We start from the raw sequence: 20,160 nt of genomic DNA on the forward strand, positions 1-20,160 counted from the left end.
TCATTTCAGCTCGAAACCGCCGGCCGCGCGCGGCGCCGGCAAGGCGGGCACTGCCGCCGGCAGTGTCCCTTCCATCTTGCCGCCCAACATCAACTGCGTGCGCGAGGGTGGCGCCAGCTGCGCCGTCGGCAGCAGCGTGTCCGGCGGCAAAGGCTTGACCAGGTGCGCGGTAATGACAAACAACAATTCCGTGCGGTCGTGCTGGAAGTCCGTGCTGCGAAACAGCGCACCCAGAATTGGCACTTCGCTGAGCCACGGCACGCCCGTGATATTGCTCACCTGGTTGCTCTTGATCAAGCCGCCGATGGCGTAGCTCTGGCCGTCAAACAGCTGCACCGTGGTCGAGGCGCGCCGCGTGGTGATGACGGGCAAGATCGAGCGCCCGCTGACGCCGGCGGCGGAAATGCCCACGCCTTCGCGCGACAATTCCGACACTTCCGGCGCCACCTTCAAATGGATGCGCCCGCCCGACAGCACGGTCGGGGTGAAACGCAGGCCGACGCCGTATTCGCGCTCTTCCAGCGTGATCTTGTTGTTGTCCTGGCCGACGGGAATGAAAATCTTGCCGCCCGCCAGGAAACTGCCCTCCTGCCCGCTGATCGCCATCACCGTCGGCTCGGCCAGGATGCGGATCAGGCCATCCTGCTTCTGCGCTTCGATGGTCAGCTGCTGGCCGTTCGACTTGCGCGCATCGAGCAAGCCATTCGCCGTGCCGCTCAGGAAATTCGACAGCAAGGTGGTGGCCCAGCTGCCGGATGCAAAACGCAGGGTGGCGCCCACTTCCAGCCGCTCCAGCAAGGATTTCGACACTTCGGCAATCTGCACGGCCAGCATCACTTGCTGCGGCGCACTGACGTCGAGCATGTTGATGATGCGGCTGGTAGCACCGGCGTTGGGAGCGATGGAAGGCAGAGCGGCGCCGTCGGCGGGCTTAGGCAGTGCCAGGGGCAGGATGGCGCGGCGCACATAGGCGTGCGCCAGCTCGGCGGCGCGCAGCACGGCGAGCGCATCCTGCACCTTGCCCGACAACACCAGGGTGTCGGCCACGGCCGTGACGCGGATGGATTTTTCCTCGGGCATCAGGGCCGCCAGCGTCGTTTGCAGGCCGGCCGGGTCCATGCTGACGCTGACGTTGACCACGCTGCACTCGCCGCTCCTGCCCTGGATAATCATGTTGGTGCTGCCCACGTCCACGCCCACCACGTACAGGGTATCGGGCGCCACCAGCATGGCTTGCAGCACGGCAGGATTGCCGACGCTGCGGGCAAGCACCGCTTCAGGCAAGTGCAGCATGCTCGACTTGCCCACGTGTAATTGCAAGTTGCCGGGCGTGGCCGCGACACCACCGCAACGGGGGCCAGGTTCGGCCGCCGTTGCGGCGAGCGGCAGCAAACAGCAAAGGGTCAGCAAGGCGCGGTTCATGTGAGCGTGTCCATGGTTGATCAGGGGCAGAAAACTAAAAACATTCGCGCGACTGGCGCGTACCGTCGATGACGCCGCTGCACTGGCGCGGCGCCACGGCAGCCACGGGCGCGGCCGCTGGCACTGCCTTCTCCGGCGCGAGTTCATGCTCGGGCGCGCCGCCCAGCAAAGTCAGCTTGGTGGCGCCCACGGTCACGCCCGGCTGCGGATCGACCTGGTTGCGCAGCACCAGCGACAGGCTGCCCACGCTGCGCGCCAGGTCGAGGTTTTCCGCCTGTTCCGGCGTCACTTCCAGGGTCACCGCATTGACCACGCGCGGCTTGGTTTCGTCGCGCCCCACTTCCTGCGCCACGGCTAGCACGAGGATGCGTTCGAGCACGATCTTGGAAATATTGCGGCTCTGCGGGAATGCCCTGTCACCGGCGTCCTGCTGGGTACTCACGATGATGTCGACATAGTTGCCCGGCAAGGCGAAGCCGGCCACGCCGATCACATCGTTGACGCGCACGGTGATGGCGCGCCGCCCTTGCGTGATCAGGGCCGACAGGCCGCCCAGGGTACCGGCCGGCGCCAGCTTGGCTTCGCTCAGCGGCTCGCCGCGCAGCACGCTGGTTTTCAGCACGCGCCCGGCCAGCATCAATGGATCTTGCAGCGCCCCTTGCGGCAGGCTTTCGGCCGGCCATTCGGCCAGGCGCAGCATCTCGGGCGACAGGCGCTGGCCCAGGTTGACATCGCTGGCGGCGACGACGATCTTGCCCTTGCCAGCGGGCGTCTGGCGCAGCAGCCAGTGCGAGGCCAGCAGCACGGCCAGCATGCCCAGCACGATCGCCAGGGCCATCATCAGCAGGGCGCGGCGGTTTTTCATGCGATACGCTCGCTCGCGCTGGCCGCCGCCATGTCGCAGCTGGCAAACAGGCTGTTCCAGGCCTGTTCCAGGGCCGCTACCGTCAGGCACGCTTCACTGCCGGCAAAGCCGGCGAAGTCGGCGATGCGCGCCAACAATTCACCGGGATAGCTGGCCAGCAGGGGCCGCCCTTGCGCGCCATGCAGCCGCTGCATCAGATGGTTCAAGGCCAGCTCGTCAAACGCGATGCCCGCCAGCCGGCATTGCTGGCGGAACAGGGCACGATACGCACCGTCGCCCAGCGGCCCCACCTGTACCTTGTAGCCGATGCGGCGCAGCAAGGCGGCATCGAACAGCTCGCCCGGCGCCATGCTGGTGGCCAGCACGAGGGCGTTATCGAATGGCATGCTGATGGGCACGCCGCCTGGCAGGCCCAGCTGATCGACGCCGCGCGCCAGCGGCTGCATCAGCCGCGTCAGCAGTTCCACCGCCCCAAGGCGCTGGCGCCCCAGGTCATCGACGATCAGCATGCCATTGTTGGCCCGCAAATGGGGCGGCGCCTGGTAGCAGCCACCGCTGGCGTCCCGCCGCAGCTCCAGCATGCCGGCGTCGAGCTCGGCACCTACATGGATCACGGGACGCTGGCACAGTACCCAGCGGATATCCGTGCTGCGCCGCTCCAGCGCCAGGCGCGTATGGCTGACATGCTGCGGCGCCGGCGGCCTGTGCTGCGCCGGATCGTACAGCTCGATGATGTCGTGGCCGACGACGATGGCGTACGGCACGGCCACCAGCCCGTGCAGCAATTGTCCCAGCTGCAGCGCCAGGGTCGATTTTCCGCTGCCGGGCGGCCCGTACAGCAGCAGCGAACGGCCCGAATGCAGGGCCGCGCCCACCACGTCGAGCATGCCCGGCCCCGCATGGGCGCCGCCCAGCACGGCCGCCAGGTCATCGCTGGCAACGCGCTGCTCTTGCGCCTGCCACGACTGGCGCGCCACCATGGCGCGGTAGGCTTCCAGGGTGACGGGCGCGGCGCCGATGTAGGCGCAGCGCCCGAGGAAAGCGCTGGCGCGCTGCTTGCCGGCGCCCGTCAGCTGATACTGCACGTCGACGTCGGACTCGCCGCGCCAGGCCACTTCGGCCAGTTGCTCCCCCACCATGAAATCGAGGACTTCGCGCAAGACATTGATCGACAGGCGCAAGCGCGTGGTCAGCACAGACAGAGGCGTCTTGCCGTTCACAAACATCAGCTTGGCGATCAGCTCGACCACCAGTTGCCGCTCCAGTCCCGTTTCACGCAAGCTCTTGGGCTGCGGCGGCAGGGGCGGCATCAGCTTCGCGTCAGCCGGACGCGCTGCGCTGTCGGTGCTCATGGAATAGTCGACCTCGGTCATGCTGCGTCTCCAAGCCGGTTAAGACTGCATTGAACAGTTTTCATTCTAGCCAGCGGGGGCTGGCGCCCATTGATTCAGAGCAATAAATACGCATCAGAAATAATCTCGCCCTTGCATCACCAGACAAGCGAGGGCGATCGCCAGGCCGTAAGGCATGTTGCCCACACTGGCCTGGCTGCCGAGGGCGGCGGGGGCCGTGCGCGCGGTCAAAGGCCACAGCAGCTGGCGCACATTACGCAGGCAGGCGTGCCACTTGCCCTGGTACGTGACCATCAGCACGGCCATCAGGCCGCCCAAGGCAAAGGTGGCAAGACAGATCTGCACGACCGGCCAGGGCCCGGCAAAGGCGCCCACCATGGCGATCAGCTTGACATCGCCGGCGGCCATGCCGCGCAGCACATATAACGGTAGAAACAGGAAAAAACCCATGGCCATGCCGCCCAGCCACAGCGGCGCCACGCGCTGCGGCCATAGCCAGCAATGCAGGGCCAGCGCGGCGAGGATACCGGACAGCACCAGCGCATTCGGGATCTTGCGGCGGATCAAATCACTGACGGCGGCAGCCGTCACAAAGATGAGTAACAGCAGGTCAAACAAGGCATACGCAGGCATGCAGCACCTCCTCAAAAAACCCGCCACCTAATTAGTGGCGGGCACCCGCTTAAGGCGTCAACACCAGGTTCGACGAAATGTCGGTGAGGACGGCCAGCAAGTTGGTCTTGATCAGCAAGAAACCGGCAGTGATGGCAGTGGCCATCAATGCCGCGATCAAGCCGTATTCGATTGCCGTAATCCCATCCTCATCCTTGACGAATTGCTGCACTGCCGACAGGAAGATATGCATGACAAGCTCCCAAAAGTGAATCACAAGTCCCTGGCGCAATCGGGTGTGAAACATTGCCCATTCCTGCTAATATGTTTCCTGCAATAAATTTCTGCGCCATTGCATTGACTATAGAGCGCCCACGTCTTGGCAAATTGACGTGCGACAAGTTTCCACTTGGGAATTATCAAACCTGGTTGACATGGCGGATGCCGCAAACGAATGTTGCGGTGAAGATTGGAAGCCTTCGTCAGGGCAAGGTTTTTTTCAGGCCGTGCATGAATCTCATGTATTTACATAAAAATTGCATACGTTAATTGCCTATTATGCAAAAAGACATTATCCTGCTTAGCTCTTCTTTGGAATGGCTTCTCGCCCAGCGGTACAGTGCGTCATGCCACCAAATAAATCTTGGCTTCTTGTAGATAGACGCGAATTGCTTGAGGCAATGCTGGTATGACGACACTTGTGTGACTACTTTCCAGAGATCGACAATGGATTCCCTACTAAAACACATGGTGGACATGACAGGACACCGCGATCACACGATGCTCGACATCTCCGTGATCTCGGCGGTCCAGGAACTCGCTTCCGCGTCGCAAACCCGTGTGCTGGCCCTGACCACCGTGCGTGACCAGGTGTTCGTGCGGTCGCGGGCCATCATCGAGGCGGGCAGCGTTGCTCGCATGGAAGAGCATAGTGATACCATCTTGCCGGGCGAGCCGCTGTCGGACTACCCGGCACTGGCCGCCTGCATCGCGCGCCATGAAGCAAGCGCCGACACGCTGTGCGCCGACGGCAGCCACCTGCTGTGGCTGCCCATCTGGATCGGCGACCAGGTCACCACCTGCCTTGAAATCACCAATCCCACGCCGTACACGGGTGCCACCATCCAGGTGATCGGCGGCATCGTCAGCGTCTACCGCAATTTTCAGAACCTGCTCGACTATAGCGAACGCGATTCCCTCACCGGTTTGCTCAATCGCAAGACTTTCGACGACCAGCTGGCAAAAATCCTGCAAAGCCGCGGCGAGCCGGAAGCGGACCAGCCGCACACCATCGCCGAAGAGCGGCGCCACCATACGGATACGGAGCGGCAATGGCTGGCCGTGATCGACGTCGATCATTTCAAGCTGGTCAACGATAAATTCGGCCACCTGTACGGCGATGAAGTGCTGATCCTGATCGCCAACCAGCTGCAGTCGTCATTCCGCTCGCAAGACCGCATCTTCCGCTTCGGCGGCGAGGAATTCGTCGTGCTGCTGCGCTCGATCACCCTGGAAAATGCGCAGAAAATCATCGACCGCTTCCGTACCAACGTGGAAGCGCATGCTTTCCCGCAAGTGGGCAGAGTCACCGTCAGCGTGGGCTATGTCAGCATCAGCGCCTTCGAAGCGCCCGTCGTCATCCTGGGCCGCGCCGACCAGGCCTTGTACTATGCCAAGAGCCACGGCCGCAACCTGGCGTGCCATTACGATGAGCTGGTGGCCGAGGGCATGCTGGCCACGATTGCCACCAACGATACGGCGGAATTCTTTTAGTTATTTAGGCATCCGCGAGGGATAAAAAGCGCATGGGATCAACCTGCCACTTGGCAGCGGACTCATGGCCGACGATCTTGTCGGCACCGCCGAAGCCAAAGCCGCGCGACAAATCGACCGTCTCGGGCTTGATGTAGGCATTGCTTTTCGTGCTGAAAAACACATTCACTTTCGGCGCCAGCAAGTTGCTCTCGTGCGCCTCGATGACGACGGCCAGGCGGCCCGATTCCAGCATCACCATGGTGCCCACCGGATAGATGCCCACGCAGCGCATGAAGTCTTGCGCAAACACGGGGTTGAAATGGAATTTGCTCCATTCGTAGATCTTGCGCAAGGCCTCGGCGGCCGGTATGCCCTTGTGATAGCTGCGCTCCGAGGTCAGCGCGTCATACACATCGACGATGGCGGCCATTTGCGCCAGTTCGCTGATGGCGTCGCCCGCCAGCTTGTCCGGATAACCGCTGCCGTCGCGCCGTTCGTGGTGGTGCAAGGTGATGTCGAGGGGAATCGCGCCTACCTCGGGCGACTGGCGCAGGATGTCATAGCCGTCGCGCGGATGGCGCTTGATCAAGGTGAATTCTTCCGGCGTGAGCGGGCCGGGCTTGTTCAGCACGCTGTCGGGCACCAGCGCCTTGCCCGTATCGTGCAGCAAGCCGCCCAGGCCTGCCTGATGGGTCGTGGTGGCATCCAGCCCCCGCGAGCGGCAAAACGCCACCAGCAGCGCGCACACGCTGACTGAATGGAGGAAAGTGTAATCATCCTTGCTCTTGATGCGCAGCAAACCGACCAGGGCGCCGGGGTTGCGCAAAATCGATTCGGTGATATCTTGCACCGTATGCTGCACGCGGTCGAGCTCGACGGCCTTGCCCAGGCGCACATCGGCCATTACCGTGCGCACCAGGCTCGACGCCTGCCGGCGCACCTGCGTGGCACGGGCCAGTTCCATGCTCAGCGACACACGCGTGATCACTTGCGGCGCACTGGCAAGCTGCACCAGCGCGCGTTCCGTCTCGGCCTGCGCCTGCGCCACGGTGGGCGCATCCTGCGCGTCGAGTCCCTTGCTGCTGTCGATCACCACGTCATGGATGCCCGCTTGCACGATCTTGCGGATTTCCTCGTCGCTGCGCAGCAGGAAGCGGTTGCGCACGAACGGATGCGTCATCCAGTCGCAGCTGAGGTCATGGATGTACATGCCCACTTTTAATTGTGCGGAATCGACTTTCTTGAGCATGCTTTCATCCCACAAATACGCGGCTGGAGCACCGGAGGCGCTAGAATGAGTATAACAAAATTGGCTATCCGCTGGCCATCTTCAGCAGCGGCGCAAAATTGGCTGTTTTCTTTCATCACCGCACTGTTGCCCTCTTGCGTGGCAATGGCGCACGCACCGCTTCTGGAATCAACCGAGCATGGAACTGCGCCAATTACGCTACTTTGTTGCCATCGTCGACCACGGCTCGCTGTCGCGCGCGGCCCTGACCCTGCACGTGGCCCAGCCGGCCCTGACGCAGCAGCTGCGCCAGCTGGAAGAGGAACTGGGCGTGCAACTGCTGCACCGCTCGGCGCAAGGCGTGCTCAGCACCGATGCGGGCAAGGTCTTTTACGAACACGCGCAAGCGATCCTGAAACAGGTGGCCGACGCCCGCTCTGCCGTCACGCAAAGCGCCACGCGGCCGTCCGGCAATGTCACCCTGGGCTTGCCGCACAGCATCTCCGGCGCGCTGGCCCTGCCCCTGCTGCTGGCCGCGCGCGAACGCTACCCCGAGATCACCTTGCAGCTGACGGAAGAAATCACGGGCAACCTGAACGAGCAATTGAAATCGGGCCGCATCAACCTGGCCGTGCTGTTCGATGATGGCCAGCTGACGCCGTTTGCCTGCAGCCCGCTGGTGGAAGAAGAGATGCGCTTCATCTGCCGCAGCGATTCGCCGTTCGCGCCCGAGGGCCAGACACTATCATTCCAGCAGGCACTGGCCGCCACCTTGATCCTGCCGGGCCTGCAGCATGGCGTGCGGCCGCGCATCGACAGCCACGCGCGCGCGCTGGGCCTGGCAGCGGCCAACGTGATCGAGATCAACTCGATCGCCATCCTGAAGTCGGCCATCCTGGCCGGCATGGGCGCCACCATCCTGCCCGCCGCGCCGCTGCTGGCCGAGCTCGATAGCGGCGCCATGCGCAGCTATGCCATCCACAGCCCCGCCCTGTCGCGCACAGTGGCCCTGTGCGCCTCGAAGAACATTCCCCTCACCAATGCCGGCGCGGCCGTAAAAAACCTGGTCCTGCAAGTGGCCAGCGAGCTGTGCCACAGCGGCCGCTGGGTGGGCGCGCACATGCTCTCCACTGCGCCATAAGTATTTCTTATACCCCCATCGTCAAAGCGTATTTGCCCCGTCCTCACGCTCGCTCTACACTGAGCATATGCATTATTTTAAATTTAAAATAATGCATGTGCCGCCCACACGCGGCCATCCCGTCTGCACAGCGCGCGCCTTACCGGGCGCGCCCCTTGTACAGCCGTCATCTGAAACACCCTTTTGGAGACAGCCATGTCCGTGACCACGGAAAACGGCTCCGCAGCGTTCGCCAGAAACGCCGGTGCCGCGCCATCTACGCCCCCCGAACCTTCCCGCTTGACCAGCGTCAGCCTCGACGACAAATACACGGCCACCACCGGCGCCATCTTCCTGTCCGGCATCCAGGCCCTCGTGCGCCTGCCCATGATGCAGCGCTTGCGCGACCAGGCTGCCGGGCTGAACACGGCCGGCTTCATTTCCGGCTACCGCGGCTCGCCCCTGGGCGGCCTGGATGAAAACCTGTGGAAAGCCAAGCAGCAGCTGGAAGCGCACCACGTGCAGTTCGTGCCCGGCGTCAACGAAGACCTGGCCGCCACGGCCGTCTGGGGTTCACAGCAAGTCGACCTGATCGGCCCGGCCAAATACGACGGCGTGTTCGCCATGTGGTACGGCAAGGGCCCGGGCGTGGACCGCTGCGGCGATGTCTTCAAGCACATGAACCATGCGGGCACGTCCAGGCTGGGCGGCGTGCTGCTGGTGGCCGGCGACGACCATGGCGCGTATTCCTCGACCCTGCCGCACCAGTCCGACCATCTGTTCTCGGCCTCGATGATTCCCGTGCTGTACCCGTGCAATGTGCAGGAATACCTGGACCTGGGCCTCCACGGCTGGGCCATGTCGCGCTTTTCCGGCTGCACGGTGGCCTTCAAGGCGCTGGCCGACACGGTCGAATCGTCGGCTTCCGTCGATGCCGATCCGTTCCGCGTGGAAGTAAAAATTCCGCAAGACTTCGTCATGCCAGAAGGCGGCCTGAACGCGCGCCTGTCGAGCATTCCGCTGGGCCAGCAGGCGCGCAACCAGGAAGCGCTGATGCAGGACTACAAGATTTATGCGGCCCTGGCCTACGCGCGCGAAAACAAACTCAACCACACCACCATCGACAGCCCGAACGCCAAGCTGGGCATCATCGCCTCCGGCAAATCGTATCTGGACGTACTCGAAGCGCTGGAAGAACTGGGGATCGACGAGCAGATGGCGGCCGACGTGGGCTTGCGCCTGTTCAAGGTAGCCATGCCGTGGCCGCTGGAACCGGACAGCGTGCGTGAGTTCGCGCAAGGCCTCGATGAAATCCTCGTGGTAGAAGAGAAGCGCCAGATCGTCGAATACCAGTTGAAAGAGCAGCTGTACAACTGGCGCGACGACGTGCGCCCCAGAGTCATCGGCAAGTTCGACGAAAAAGGCGAATGGGTGGCGCCGCGCGGCGAATGGCTGCTCACCTCGAAGGCGGACTTTTCCGTCTCGCAAGTGGCGAGGGTCATCGCCAGCCGCATCGCGCGCCTGATTTCCGACCCCGTCACGTGCGACCTGATCAAGGCACGCCTGAGTTTCCTCGACGCCAAAGACGCGGTGCTGAAGAAAGCCGTGAATACGCCATTCCGCCCCGCGTTCTACTGCTCCGGCTGCCCGCACAACACCTCGACCAAGGTGCCCGACGGCAGCCTGGCGCTGGCCGGCATCGGCTGCCACGTGATGGCCACCTCGATCTACCCGGAAATGAACAAGCTGACCACGCACATGGGCGGCGAAGGCGCGCCGTGGATCGGGCAAGCCGCGTTTTCCACCTTGCCGCACGTGTTCCAGAACCTGGGCGACGGTACGTATTTCCACTCCGGCTACCTGGCGATTCGCGCCGCGCAGGCGGCCAAGGTGAACATTACTTATAAAATCCTCTACAACGACGCCGTCGCCATGACGGGCGGCCAGCCCGTGGACGGCATGATCAGCGTGCCCATGATGGCGCAGCAGATGGCAGCCGAAGGCATCGCCCGCATCGCGCTGGTGACGGAAGACCTGGCGCGCTATGCGGACCGCTCCAACCTGCCCGCCCACCTGACCTTGCACGACCGCAAGGATATGGATGCCGTGCAGCGCGAATTGCGCGAGGTACAGGGCGTTTCCGTACTCATCTACGATCAAACTTGCGCGGCGGAAAAGCGCCGGCGCCGGAAAAAAGGCGAGTATCCGGACGTGGCGAAACGCATGGTCATCAACGACGCCGTCTGCGAAGGCTGCGGCGACTGCGGCGTGCAGTCGAACTGCGTCTCGATCTTGCCGAAAGAGACGCAATTTGGCCGCAAGCGCAGCATCGACCAATCCTCGTGCAATAAGGATTACTCGTGCGCCAAGGGCTTTTGCCCCAGCTTCGTCACGGTCGAGGGCGGCAGCCTGAAGAAAACCAAGACAGGCGCCGGCAAGCCGGGCGAGACGGATAACTTCGGCCCCTTGCCGGAACCCCAGTTGCCCGATTGCGACGCGCCGTACAACATCCTCATCAACGGCATCGGCGGCACGGGCGTGATCACCGTGGGCGCGCTGATGGGCATGGCGGCCCACCTGGAAGGCAAGGGTGCTTCCGTGCTGGACATGACGGGCATGTCGCAAAAGAACGGTTCCGTCACCTCGCACGTGAAAATCGCCAAATCCCCCGCGCACATCCGCGCCCAGCGCATCGCCACGGGCGAAGCCGACCTGATCCTCGGCTGCGACATGCTGACGGCCGGCGCGCAGGATGCCGTATCGAAAATGCGCCCGGGCCGCAGCTTGGCCGTGGTCAACCTGCACGAGCAGCCGCCGGGCACATTTGCGCAAAATGCCGACTGGCAATATCCGACGGCAGAAGTGCGCCAGCTGATCGAGGAATCCGTGGGCGGCGCGGACGCCGCCGACTTCATCGATGCGACAAGACTGGCCACCGCGCTGATGGGCGACTCGATTGCCGCCAACCTGTTCATGCTGGGCTACGCCTGGCAAAAGGGCCGCATCCCGTTGACGCAAGCGGCCCTGCTGCGCGCCATTGAACTCAATGGCGTAGGCATCGAATCGAACAAGAAAAGTTTCCTGTGGGGCCGCCGCGCCGCCGTCGACGTGCGCCGCGTAACGCAGATCGCCACGCCGTCGCAGGCGATCATCGTGCAGATGCCGCAAAGCCTCGATAGCCTGATCAAGAAACGCGTGGAGTTCCTCACCGCGTACCAGAATGGCGCGTATGCGAATGGCTATTTGACCCTGGTCAAACAAGTGCGCGACCGCGAGAATACACTGGGACTGGGCCAGAAGCTGTCTATGGCAGTGGCCAAAAGCTATTTCAAGTTGCTCGCCTACAAGGATGAGTACGAAGTGGCACGCCTGTACACGGATGGCCATTTCGTCGAACAATTGCAGCAGCAGTTCGAAGGCAGTTTCTCCGTGAAATTCAACCTGGCGCCACCGCTGTTCGCGAAAAAGGATGCGAAAGGCCATTTGGTCAAGGCTGAGTTCGGCTCCTGGATGTGGCACGCCTTCCGCCTGCTGGCGAAAGCCAAGGGATTGCGCGGCGGCACCTTCGACATCTTCGGCTATACAAGCGAGCGCAAGATGGAGCGCGCGCTGATCGTCGAATACCGCGAACTGCTGGCGGGAATGCTGGCCAGCTTGAGCGCCGACAATCTGGGCACCTGCGTGGAACTGGCGTCCCTGCCCGAGAAAATCCGCGGCTTCGGCCACGTCAAGGAAGCCGCCGTCACCACCTACCGCCAGGACAAGGCGAGACTATTGGCCGTGCTGGCCGATGGAACGAAGCACGCGGCGTAGGACAGCGAGGTAAGCCCGAAATGAAAATGCAGAGCCTCGGCTCTGCGTTTTTTATGCGTCGGGGCAGCGCCCCACCGTCGCCCCCGGCAACAGCACCGGCTGCCAGATTTCCTGCAGCCTTTCCGGCGGCGTGCCGGTCAGCAAGGCTTGCAGCATTTCGACCATCTTGGCGCCGGCGCGGCGCAGATCGGGCTGGGCTATGGTGGTGACGTTGATGCCGATCAAGGTGTCTTCCACACTGCCCCAGACGATGACGGAGATATCCTTGCCGATCTCGATGCCGGCGTCCATCAGGGCGCGCACCACGCCCACGCCGGACAAATGGTTGTCGACGATGACGGCCGTGGGGCGCGGCGAGCAGGCCAGCAATTGCTGCATGGCTTGATAGCCGCCGCGGCGATCGAGCGAGTTATCCAGCAGGTAGCGGGGGTCAGCCTGCAGGCCCGCCTGCGTCATGCAGCGGATGAAGCTTTCCTTGCGCTCCAGCGCGAAATGCAACTCCAGCGGCGCACTCAGCAGCGCGATGCGCTGGTGGCCATGCACGGCCAGGAAAGACACGGCCAGGTCGATGCCCGAGTCGTTGTCGTAGTCAAAATACGCGTAGGGCGCGTCGATGCGCGTGCGGCCATTCGCGACAAAAGGAAAACCCACCTTCGTCAGATACGCGATGCGCTCATCAATCACCTTGGTGCGGCCCACCACCAGGCCGTCAACCTGCCGCCCGCGCACCATGGTTTCATACGACGGCTGTTCGTTCTGCGGCGAAACGGGGGCGATGATCAAACTCATCTTCGACGCTTCGACGGCGTCCGACATGCCATTGACCACGGAGAGGAAGACGCTGTCGCCAAGATCGCTGGGCAGCAAGGGGTAAATCATGCCCAGCACGTTGGTGCGGCCAACGGCCAGGCTGCGCGCCAGCGGGTTGGGCCGGTAGCCCACCTTCTTGGCGGCGGCCAGGACGATTTCACGGGTGCGGGAATTGACTTCCGGATAGCCGTTCAACGCCCTGCTGACTGTCGTTTTCGACATGCCGAGGGCAATTGCGAGGCTCTTGAGATTCATGTTGACTACCTGTCTGTATGGCATACCAACTCGTATCGTCAATTATAGCCCAGAGCGCCAAACTGGCCGCGCCTGAGCGCAGACGGCAATGGTAGAAAAACAACAAGAATTCAGTGCAGAAAAAGCAATACTTTGATTCAGGCCCCGCTTTTGCCCTGTGGAGACTGTCGATAGCCATGCCAGACAGGCGTCACTAGCATCGATAGCGTGCGCTCACTCCTACGCGATGGCAATAGCGCCGACATGGCAGCTTTGCCACGCATGCCGCACACGCCAGAATTATCAAGAAAGCATAATTTACTGGAACTGTGCGAGAATTTGTCCTACTCTTGATTCAGGTAAAGATTATCAGGTGGCATGTTGTGCATGGCGCCAGCGCAGCAGCCTGCGGCCCGCCCTCTTCCCCGCTTGGGCATACTGAGAAAAGGTGAACAATGTGGTATCGCTAACTTCCATCAATAACCTGCAAGCCTCGCTGGCTACGGCACAGCGAAGAGTCGAGCAAGGGCAGAACCAGGTGCAGCGCGACAGCGAACAGCTGGCGCAAAGCCGTCAGTTGCTGGCGCGGGAACAGGAATCGCTGAGCCAGACCGAGCGCAGCAGCCAGCGCGCGCAGGCCAGCACCCCGAGCGCCGTCAAGGCGCCGCAACTGGAGCAGGCAATCAAAGTCGCCGTGCCCGGCCAGACCTTGGGGCGCCTGATCGATGTGACGGCCTGACTCAGTAGCGGGATTACTGCGCCATTTCCTCTGCCAACATCGCCAGCCACCACTTTTCGCCCTTTTCCGGCTGCCTCAGGTCGACCGCTTCGCCCATCTGTGGCGTGGCCAGGTTCACGCCGCGCTTGGCCGCCAGCCCCGTGATGCGGTCGAACGGTTCATGCCAGGCGTGCAAGCCCAGGTCAAACGTGCCGTTGTGCACGGGCATCAGCCACTTGCCGCGCAAGTCCAGGTGGGCCTGCAAGGTCTGTTCCGGCTGCATGTGCACGTCCGGCCATAATTTGTCATAGGCGCCCGTCTCGATCATGGTGACGTCGAACGGCCCGTACTTGTCGCCTATCTGCTTGAAACCGTCGAAATAGCCGGAGTCGCCGCTGAAAAACACGCGCACCTCGGGCGCGTCGATGACCCACGAAGCCCACAGGGTTTGATTTCCATCAAACAAGCCGCGCCCGGAAAAATGCTGCGACGGCGTGGCCACCAGTTTGACGCCGTCTATCGTTGTGCCCTGCCACCAGTCGAATTGCTGCACCTTGGCCCTGGGCACGCCCCAGGCCACCAGGGTATCGCCTACGCCCAGCGGCGTGACGAAATGCTCGGTCTTGGCGGCCAGTTGTAACACGGCAGCATGGTCGAGGTGATCGTAATGGTCGTGCGACAGGATCACTGCCTTGATCGGCGGCAACTCGGCGATGCTGATGGGCGGCTGGTGGAAACGCTTGGGCCCGGCCCACTGCACGGGCGAAGCGCGCTGGGAAAACACGGGATCGGTGAGGAAAAATTCATTATTGAGTTTCAGCAGCAGGGTCGAATGGCCGAGGCGAAACAGGCTGTTGTCCGGTGCGGCCAGCAACTGCGCCTGGCTCAACGCTTGCATGGGCACGGCCACGGCGGGGACGGTGCTGTCGGGCTTGTTGAAAAAGAAGGTCCACATCAGCTTGAGCGTCGCTGCCGTGCCCAGCTTGTGCATCTGCACGGGATTGCGGAACTTGCCGTCGTGGCGTTGTGGCGAAGTAAGAGACGGGGACGTAGACGCGGTGGGCGCGGCAGGCGCGGCGCGCAGGGTGCAAGAACTCATGATGACCACAACTCCCAGGAATAAGAGACGACGTGCGACTCGGTGCAAGTGCATATGCGATCCGGTGGATAAAATACAAGTATAAATTACACTACACAGTGTAGTTCCCAATTCAAGCAAAGTAAACCAAGAGGTGTAAAATATTGTTTTCAAAGGAGATTTTTCGCCATGGCCTCACCGCAACGCCTCACCGACCGCAAGCGCGTAGCCATCGTCGATGCCGCCATCGCCGAGTTCCGCGAGCACGGTTTTGACGCGACCAGCATGGACAAGATCGCCGCCACGGCCGCCGTTTCCAAGCGCACCGTGTACAACCACTTCCCCAGCAAGGACGAGTTGTTCGCGGAAATCCTGCAGCGCCTGTGGGAAGGCAGCGCCACTCAGCAAGCCCTGCCGTACCAGGCGGACGTGCCCCTGCGCACGCAACTGCTGGAACTGGCGCAGCAAAAGATGCAGCTGCTCAGCGATGACAATTACCTCGACCTGGCCAGGGTGGCGATGGCCGAGACCATCCATTCGCCCGAGCGGGCGCAAGCGATGGTGGCGCGCATGGACGAGAAGGAAACGGGGCTGACCAACTGGATACGCCAGGCGCAGCAAGATGGCCGCTTGAAGCCGGCCGATCCGCAGGAAGTGTCGCACCTGTTAGTGTCGCCTTTGAAAACCTTTGCCTTCTGGCCACAGATCACCATGGGCAAGCCCCTGCTGGACGCCGTGCGGCAAAAGGAAGTGATCGATATCGCCGTCGATATGTTCCTCGCCTATTACGGCGTGGCAAAACAAACGGCATAGACGGGCGGCAAATGGGCAGACACGCTCTGCCAGTGTTCGCCCCCATCGCCGGAATACCAGGCGCCGCCGGTGGTTGACGCCATCAGCAGGCTGCGCCCATCGTCGGCCAGCGCCAGCCCGTGCCGGTACACCAGGTCGTAGCAATGCTGCTGCGGCAAGCCCCCGCGCAAGACTTCGAACGTTTTCCCGCCATCGCGCGTGCGCGTGACGGCCAGCGCGCCCTCAATGGGGATGCGCAGCACATCTGCTTGCGCCGGCACAAACCAGGCCGTGTCGCCATCGCGCGGATGCACGGCCACGGCAAAGCCGAAATGCGACAGCGGCGCCGTGCTCACTTCCTGCCAGTGCCAGCCCGCATCGCGCGAGCGCCAGATGCCGTTATGGTGCTGGCACCACAGCGCATCGGGCGAGCCGGCGCTGCGCACGATGCGGTGCGGGTCTTGCACGGCCTCGTTTTCATCAAGCTCGGGCGGCATGTAGTCGGCCCGCATGCCCGTCGCGCTCAAGGCCCAGCTAGCGCCACCGTCCTGCGTTTGCCACACGCCGCCGCAAGAAACGCCGACCAGCACCCTGGCGCTGTCGCGCGGATCGACGCAGATGCTGTGAATGCCGGGCACGTCGTAGCCGCCGCCAAACCACTGCGCCCGCTGCGGCACGTTCCACAAGGACTCCACCAGTTGCCAGCTGTCGCCGCGGTCGCTTGAACGGAACAGGCCGCCAGGCAAAGTACCCGCCCACAGCACGCCGGGCTGGTCCGCGCCACCGGGGGCCAGCGACCAGATCTGCTGCAGCGTCCAATCGAGCGTATCGCTACTGTCTTCGGGCTTCGCGGGGTAGGCGGGCACGGCGATCTCCTGCCATTGCCCGCCTGCATCGCGGCGATGCAGCTTGGCGCCGAAATGACCGAGGTTCAGGGCTGCATACAGGGCGCCGTCGCGGCGGTCGTGCAAGAGCATGGAGACGGGGTCGCCCGCAAACTGCACCAGCGCCAGCTGCCAGGCGCCGTCGTCGCCCACATCGAACTGGAACAAACCCTTGCGGCTACCCAGATAAGCACGTTGTGCCATGCGTTGTGCCACGTCAACCTCCCGAGAGTGCTTGCAAGACATACACCTGGCTATCGGGCCGCAAGGCATCGTCGAGCAAGCGGCGCTCGCGGCAACGTGCGCCATCGATGAAGATCACCACATTGGGGCGCAAAACGCCCTGCTCGTCGAGCACATAGCCGCGCAGGCGCGGCTGCTGCGCAAAAGCGCATTCCAAGGCGGCGCGCAGGCTTGGCGCGGCCACGTCCAGGGTCGGGACGTCCAGGAAGCGCGCCAGTTGGCGGGTAAAATGCAGGTGCGCCATGCTGCCCTTCGACGTCATCGGCCTGGACTCATTCTAGTCCGATTTGCGGACGATACAATGGCCAATGGCGCATGCCCTAAAATAGAGGCAAGCACACAAGGAGGCCAGGCATGACAATTACCCCGGAAGAACTAGCGCTACTGATGCAGGAAGTGGAAGTGGCCGACCCGATCGACTTTGCCGATCTGCCCTTCAACGAGCAAGAGCTGCGCGGGCTGATCGCCAACCACCTGTGCGAGATGGCCGATGCGATGGAAAGTTTCAGCCCGGAAGACCGCAACCTGGCGCTGCTGGCCGTGGCGGCCAAACTGGTGCTGGAAAACCTGGTGCTGCACGTACAACTGCTGCGCCGCCACGGCTTGCCCGTGGGCGACAGCGTGGCAGCACTGCTGCAGCGGCTCAAGGGCGACAAGCCATCCTGAGTCAGCCGCCCGTGCGCACGGCCCGCGCCTGCAATGCCAGATCGCTTTCCGCCACCGCCACGCAGGGCAAGATATAGCCATCGAGGCGTTCGTCAGGGCTGATGCCGGGCCAGTCCACCGTGTAGCGCACCTTGCCCTCGGGCATGTGGCAGAGGCAGGTGCGGCAAGTGCCGTTGCGGCAGGAACTGAGCAGGCGAATACCGGCCAGTTCGGCGCAAGCCAGCAGGGTCGTGCCCGCTTCGGCCGTGAATTGCCAGCCTTGCGGGACGAGGGTGATGGTAAAGGTGGTGATGGGAAAGGGCGCGCTCATGCGCCCAGTTTAACAGTCCGCCAGTTCCGTCCAGCGGGCGCCGTCCGCATGGCTGCGCAGCACGGCTTCGGCGAAGGCCAGGCCCGCCACGCCGTCTGTCACCGTTGGCAGCCAGCGGGCGGCGTCGGGCACGGGCAAGCCCGCTTGCAGCGCGCGGATATGCAAGGCTGCATCGAGGTACAACTGCGCGAACGCTTCCAGATAGCCTTCCGGATGGCCGGCCGGCACGCGCGTGGCATGGCGCGCCGCCGCACTGTCGACCCGGCCCGGACGCAGCAGCTGGCGGTTGCCGCCCTGCGGCGTGAACCACAGTGCATTCGGTTGTTCCTGGTCAAAGTCCAGCTGCGCCTTGCTGCCAAACAGGCGCAGGCGCACCGTGTTTTCGCAGCCCGTCGCCACCTGGCTGGCCCACAGGGTGCCCTTGGCACCGTTCGCGTAGCGCAGCATCACCTGCACATGATCGTCCAGCGTCCGGTTCGGTACAAAGGTCGACAGTTCCGCCAGCACCTGCTGCGGCGTCTGGCCGCTGACGAACTGCGCCAGGTGATACGCATGCACGCCCACGTCGAGCAAGGTGCCGCCCGGCCCCGCCCGCAGCGGATCGTTATGCCAGTTGCCCTCAGTCATGCCCCCAAGCGCAATCGCGTCGGCCAGCCAGTCTTGCGAATACTCCACCTGCACCAGGCGCAATTCGCCGATCTCGCCCGCCTCGACCATGGCCTTCGCATGGCGCAGCAGCGGATAGCCGCTGTAGGTATGCGTGAGCGCAAACAGCAGGTTTTTCTGTGCGGCCAGCGCCGCCAGCGCTTGCCCTTCGGCCAGCGAAATGCCCAGCGGCTTGTCGCAGATGACGTGGATGCCCGCTTCCAAAAAGGCCGTGGCGATTGGCGCGTGCAAGTGGTTCGGCGTGACGATGGCCACTGCCTCGATGCCGTCCGCGCGCAAACTTTCCGCCTGCGCCATGGCGCGGTAGTCGCTGTAGCAGCGCTCCGGCGCCAGATGCAGCGCGGCGCCGCTCTCCCGCGCGCGCGCCGGGTTTGACGACAGCGCGCCTGCCACCAGTTCATACTGGTCGTCGATGCGCGCCGCGATGCGGTGCACGGCGCCGATGAATGCGCCCTGCCCGCCCCCTACCATGCCCAGCCTTATGCGTCGCTGCATGTCGTTTCCTTATTTCAAGCCAAGCAAGTGATGGATTTGATCCTGGTCAACGTTACTGCCGGCAAAATCGTCAAACGCGCGCTCGGCCACGTGGATGATGTGCTCGCGGATGAAGCGCGCCCCTTCGGCCGCGCCATCCTCCGGGTGCTTCAGACAGCATTCCCACTCCAGCACGGCCCAGCCCGGGAAGTCGTATTGCGCCATCTTCGAAAAGATCGCCTTGAAGTCGATCTGCCCGTCGCCCAGCGAACGGAAGCGCCCTGCCCGGTCTTGCCAGTCGCCATAGCCGCCATACACGCCCTGGCGCCCGTTCGGCCGGAATTCCGCATCTTTTACATGAAACGCCTTGATGCGCGCATGATAAATATCAATGAAGGCCAGGTAATCGAGCTGCTGCAGCACGAAGTGGCTGGGGTCGTACAAAATCGATGCGCGCGGGTGATCATTCACGGCGGCAAGAAAGCGCTCGAACGTCACGCCGTCGTGCAAGTCCTCGCCCGGGTGCAGTTCGTAGCACAGGTCCACGCCAGCGGCGTCAAAGGCGTCGAGGATGGGCAGCCAGCGTTTGGCCAGTTCCGCGAAGGCCGTTTCCACCAGGCCGGCGGGGCGCTGCGGCCACGGATACAGATAGGGCCAGGCCAGCGCGCCGGAAAACGTCACGTGCGCCTTCAAGCCCAGACGCTGCGACGCGGTCGCTGCCCACAGCAACTGCTGCGTGGCCCAGGCCGTACGCGCCACCGGATCACCGCGCACGTGCTCGGGCGCAAAACCATCGAACAGGACATCGTAGGCAGGATGCACGGCGATCAGCTGACCCTGCAAGTGCGTCGACAATTCCGTCACCTGCAAGCCGTGGCGCGCCAGCAAGGCGATGACATCGTCGCAATACTGCTGGCTGTTGGCCGCTTGTTCCAGATCAAACAACTGCGGCGCCGTGGGCAGCTGCAAGCCCTTGTAGCCCAGGCCGGCGGCCCATTGCGCCAGGTGCCCGAGCGTGTCGAACGGCGGCGTATCGCCGAGAAACTGGGCCAGGAAAATGGCCGGACCCTGGATGGTTTTCATGGAGATTCCTTTACGCCCCGGGAGGTGACTCCCGG

Annotated in this window: 19 protein-coding genes; 6 read left to right on the forward strand and 13 right to left on the reverse strand. The window is 63.2% G+C overall.

The window, feature by feature from the left end; all coding sequences use genetic code 11:
• The 5 genes from ACQ4W6_RS03390 to ACQ4W6_RS03410 all read right to left on the reverse strand — a co-directional run bounded on the left by ACQ4W6_RS03390 (nucleotide 1) and on the right by ACQ4W6_RS03410 (nucleotide 4,504).
• Nucleotides 1–1,422 carry a type II and III secretion system protein family protein gene (locus tag ACQ4W6_RS03390; RefSeq protein ID WP_436565779.1) on the reverse strand — a complete coding sequence of 474 codons (1,422 nt, stop codon included), beginning with the start codon at nucleotides 1,420–1,422 and terminating at the stop codon, nucleotides 1–3.
• A gap of 34 nt (nucleotides 1,423–1,456) precedes the next feature.
• Nucleotides 1,457–2,287, reverse strand: coding sequence for a Flp pilus assembly protein CpaB (gene cpaB / locus ACQ4W6_RS03395; RefSeq protein ID WP_436565780.1), 831 nt, complete (start codon nucleotides 2,285–2,287; stop codon nucleotides 1,457–1,459).
• Nucleotides 2,284–3,660 carry a DUF8689 domain-containing protein gene (locus ACQ4W6_RS03400; RefSeq protein ID WP_436565781.1) on the reverse strand — a complete coding sequence of 459 codons (1,377 nt, stop codon included), beginning with the start codon at nucleotides 3,658–3,660 and terminating at the stop codon, nucleotides 2,284–2,286. Before ACQ4W6_RS03400 ends, cpaB begins: the two co-directional genes overlap by 4 nt.
• 93 nt (nucleotides 3,661–3,753) lie before the next feature.
• Nucleotides 3,754–4,272, reverse strand: coding sequence for an A24 family peptidase (locus ACQ4W6_RS03405; RefSeq protein WP_436565782.1), 519 nt, complete (start codon nucleotides 4,270–4,272; stop codon nucleotides 3,754–3,756).
• 49 nt (nucleotides 4,273–4,321) lie between these two features.
• On the reverse strand, nucleotides 4,322–4,504 hold the full coding sequence (locus ACQ4W6_RS03410) for a Flp family type IVb pilin (RefSeq protein ID WP_436565783.1): 183 nt from the start codon (nucleotides 4,502–4,504) through the stop codon (nucleotides 4,322–4,324).
• A gap of 473 nt (nucleotides 4,505–4,977) precedes the next feature.
• Here ACQ4W6_RS03410 and ACQ4W6_RS03415 point away from each other — a divergent pair, with 473 nt between their 5' ends.
• Nucleotides 4,978–6,024, forward strand: coding sequence for a GGDEF domain-containing protein (locus tag ACQ4W6_RS03415; RefSeq protein WP_436565784.1), 1,047 nt, complete (start codon nucleotides 4,978–4,980; stop codon nucleotides 6,022–6,024).
• A gap of 4 nt (nucleotides 6,025–6,028) precedes the next feature.
• Here the strand turns inward: ACQ4W6_RS03415 and ACQ4W6_RS03420 are convergent, their stop codons facing one another.
• Nucleotides 6,029–7,255 (reverse strand): HD-GYP domain-containing protein, encoded by a 1,227-nt coding sequence (locus tag ACQ4W6_RS03420; protein ID WP_436565785.1) that lies wholly within the window; start codon nucleotides 7,253–7,255, stop codon nucleotides 6,029–6,031.
• 178 nt (nucleotides 7,256–7,433) lie between these two features.
• On the opposite strand from ACQ4W6_RS03420, the gene ACQ4W6_RS03425 reads away from it, so the two are divergent.
• Both ACQ4W6_RS03425 and ACQ4W6_RS03430 read left to right on the forward strand, forming a co-directional pair.
• Nucleotides 7,434–8,375 (forward strand): LysR substrate-binding domain-containing protein, encoded by a 942-nt coding sequence (locus tag ACQ4W6_RS03425; RefSeq protein WP_436565786.1) that lies wholly within the window; start codon nucleotides 7,434–7,436, stop codon nucleotides 8,373–8,375.
• Between the two features lie 195 nt (nucleotides 8,376–8,570).
• Nucleotides 8,571–12,167: an indolepyruvate ferredoxin oxidoreductase family protein gene (locus ACQ4W6_RS03430; protein WP_436565787.1), complete on the forward strand. Its 3,597-nt coding sequence runs from the start codon at nucleotides 8,571–8,573 to the stop codon at nucleotides 12,165–12,167.
• Nucleotides 12,168–12,218: 51 nt separating this feature from the next.
• On the opposite strand, the gene ACQ4W6_RS03435 is transcribed toward ACQ4W6_RS03430, so the two are convergent.
• Nucleotides 12,219–13,232: a substrate-binding domain-containing protein gene (locus ACQ4W6_RS03435; protein ID WP_436565788.1), complete on the reverse strand. Its 1,014-nt coding sequence runs from the start codon at nucleotides 13,230–13,232 to the stop codon at nucleotides 12,219–12,221.
• Nucleotides 13,233–13,659: 427 nt separating this feature from the next.
• Between ACQ4W6_RS03435 and ACQ4W6_RS03440 the strand changes: the two genes are divergently transcribed.
• A complete protein-coding gene (locus ACQ4W6_RS03440) occupies nucleotides 13,660–13,950 on the forward strand; it encodes a hypothetical protein (RefSeq protein ID WP_436565789.1) in 291 nt (96 codons plus the stop codon).
• A gap of 13 nt (nucleotides 13,951–13,963) precedes the next feature.
• On the opposite strand, the gene ACQ4W6_RS03445 is transcribed toward ACQ4W6_RS03440, so the two are convergent.
• On the reverse strand, nucleotides 13,964–15,028 hold the full coding sequence (locus ACQ4W6_RS03445; RefSeq protein WP_436565790.1) for an MBL fold metallo-hydrolase: 1,065 nt from the start codon (nucleotides 15,026–15,028) through the stop codon (nucleotides 13,964–13,966).
• Between the two features lie 168 nt (nucleotides 15,029–15,196).
• Here ACQ4W6_RS03445 and ACQ4W6_RS03450 point away from each other — a divergent pair, with 168 nt between their 5' ends.
• Nucleotides 15,197–15,820, forward strand: coding sequence for a TetR/AcrR family transcriptional regulator (locus ACQ4W6_RS03450; protein WP_436565791.1), 624 nt, complete (start codon nucleotides 15,197–15,199; stop codon nucleotides 15,818–15,820).
• Here the strand turns inward: ACQ4W6_RS03450 and ACQ4W6_RS03455 are convergent.
• Both ACQ4W6_RS03455 and ACQ4W6_RS03460 read right to left on the reverse strand, forming a co-directional pair.
• On the reverse strand, nucleotides 15,793–16,887 hold the full coding sequence (locus ACQ4W6_RS03455; protein WP_436565792.1) for a WD40/YVTN/BNR-like repeat-containing protein: 1,095 nt from the start codon (nucleotides 16,885–16,887) through the stop codon (nucleotides 15,793–15,795). The genes ACQ4W6_RS03450 and ACQ4W6_RS03455 overlap by 28 nt on opposite strands.
• 13 nt (nucleotides 16,888–16,900) lie before the next feature.
• Entirely contained in the window at nucleotides 16,901–17,170 is a 270-nt protein-coding gene (locus ACQ4W6_RS03460) for a MoaD/ThiS family protein (protein ID WP_436566047.1), read from the reverse strand.
• Nucleotides 17,171–17,280: 110 nt separating this feature from the next.
• Here ACQ4W6_RS03460 and ACQ4W6_RS03465 point away from each other — a divergent pair, with 110 nt between their 5' ends.
• The gene (locus ACQ4W6_RS03465; protein ID WP_436565793.1) at nucleotides 17,281–17,592 is read left to right on the forward strand and encodes a hypothetical protein; all 312 of its coding nucleotides are present in this window, start codon (nucleotides 17,281–17,283) and stop codon (nucleotides 17,590–17,592) included.
• Nucleotide 17,593: 1 nt separating this feature from the next.
• Here the strand turns inward: ACQ4W6_RS03465 and ACQ4W6_RS03470 are convergent, their stop codons facing one another.
• Genes ACQ4W6_RS03470 through ACQ4W6_RS03480 form a run of 3 tightly spaced genes read right to left on the reverse strand, consistent with a single transcriptional unit; the run spans nucleotide 17,594 to nucleotide 20,125 of the window.
• On the reverse strand, nucleotides 17,594–17,902 hold the full coding sequence (locus ACQ4W6_RS03470) for a 2Fe-2S iron-sulfur cluster-binding protein (protein WP_436565794.1): 309 nt from the start codon (nucleotides 17,900–17,902) through the stop codon (nucleotides 17,594–17,596).
• Nucleotides 17,903–17,911: 9 nt separating this feature from the next.
• Nucleotides 17,912–19,063, reverse strand: coding sequence for a Gfo/Idh/MocA family protein (locus ACQ4W6_RS03475; protein WP_436565795.1), 1,152 nt, complete (start codon nucleotides 19,061–19,063; stop codon nucleotides 17,912–17,914).
• A 9-nt stretch (nucleotides 19,064–19,072) separates the two neighbouring features.
• Complete coding sequence (locus tag ACQ4W6_RS03480) at nucleotides 19,073–20,125, reverse strand: sugar phosphate isomerase/epimerase family protein (RefSeq protein ID WP_436565796.1); 1,053 nt, start codon at nucleotides 20,123–20,125, stop codon at nucleotides 19,073–19,075.
• Nucleotides 20,126–20,160 lie beyond the last annotated feature (35 nt).

The organism is Janthinobacterium woesei (assembly GCF_051380875.1).
GTDB lineage: Bacteria > Pseudomonadota > Gammaproteobacteria > Burkholderiales > Burkholderiaceae_D > Janthinobacterium.

Bases quoted from the DNA above. Each gene is read 5' to 3' on its own strand.
- ACQ4W6_RS03400 (WP_436565781.1), bottom strand. From the start codon at position 3,660: ATGACCGAGGTCGACTATTCCATGAGCACCGACAGCGCAGCGCGTCCG.
- cpaB (WP_436565780.1), bottom strand. From the start codon at position 2,287: ATGAAAAACCGCCGCGCCCTGCTGATGATGGCCCTGGCGATCGTGCTG.
- ACQ4W6_RS03445 (WP_436565790.1), bottom strand. From the start codon at position 15,028: ATGAGTTCTTGCACCCTGCGCGCCGCGCCTGCCGCGCCCACCGCGTCT.
- ACQ4W6_RS03475 (WP_436565795.1), bottom strand. From the start codon at position 19,063: ATGCAGCGACGCATAAGGCTGGGCATGGTAGGGGGCGGGCAGGGCGCA.
- ACQ4W6_RS03425 (WP_436565786.1), top strand. From the start codon at position 7,434: ATGGAACTGCGCCAATTACGCTACTTTGTTGCCATCGTCGACCACGGC.
- ACQ4W6_RS03430 (WP_436565787.1), top strand. From the start codon at position 8,571: ATGTCCGTGACCACGGAAAACGGCTCCGCAGCGTTCGCCAGAAACGCC.
- ACQ4W6_RS03465 (WP_436565793.1), top strand. From the start codon at position 17,281: ATGACAATTACCCCGGAAGAACTAGCGCTACTGATGCAGGAAGTGGAA.
- ACQ4W6_RS03415 (WP_436565784.1), top strand. From the start codon at position 4,978: ATGGATTCCCTACTAAAACACATGGTGGACATGACAGGACACCGCGAT.
- ACQ4W6_RS03420 (WP_436565785.1), bottom strand. From the start codon at position 7,255: ATGCTCAAGAAAGTCGATTCCGCACAATTAAAAGTGGGCATGTACATC.
- ACQ4W6_RS03435 (WP_436565788.1), bottom strand. From the start codon at position 13,232: ATGAATCTCAAGAGCCTCGCAATTGCCCTCGGCATGTCGAAAACGACA.
- ACQ4W6_RS03450 (WP_436565791.1), top strand. From the start codon at position 15,197: ATGGCCTCACCGCAACGCCTCACCGACCGCAAGCGCGTAGCCATCGTC.
- ACQ4W6_RS03455 (WP_436565792.1), bottom strand. From the start codon at position 16,887: ATGGCACAACGTGCTTATCTGGGTAGCCGCAAGGGTTTGTTCCAGTTC.
- ACQ4W6_RS03410 (WP_436565783.1), bottom strand. From the start codon at position 4,504: ATGCATATCTTCCTGTCGGCAGTGCAGCAATTCGTCAAGGATGAGGAT.
- ACQ4W6_RS03390 (WP_436565779.1), bottom strand. From the start codon at position 1,422: ATGAACCGCGCCTTGCTGACCCTTTGCTGTTTGCTGCCGCTCGCCGCA.
- ACQ4W6_RS03460 (WP_436566047.1), bottom strand. From the start codon at position 17,170: ATGGCGCACCTGCATTTTACCCGCCAACTGGCGCGCTTCCTGGACGTC.
- ACQ4W6_RS03480 (WP_436565796.1), bottom strand. From the start codon at position 20,125: ATGAAAACCATCCAGGGTCCGGCCATTTTCCTGGCCCAGTTTCTCGGC.
- ACQ4W6_RS03405 (WP_436565782.1), bottom strand. From the start codon at position 4,272: ATGCCTGCGTATGCCTTGTTTGACCTGCTGTTACTCATCTTTGTGACG.
- ACQ4W6_RS03470 (WP_436565794.1), bottom strand. From the start codon at position 17,902: ATGAGCGCGCCCTTTCCCATCACCACCTTTACCATCACCCTCGTCCCG.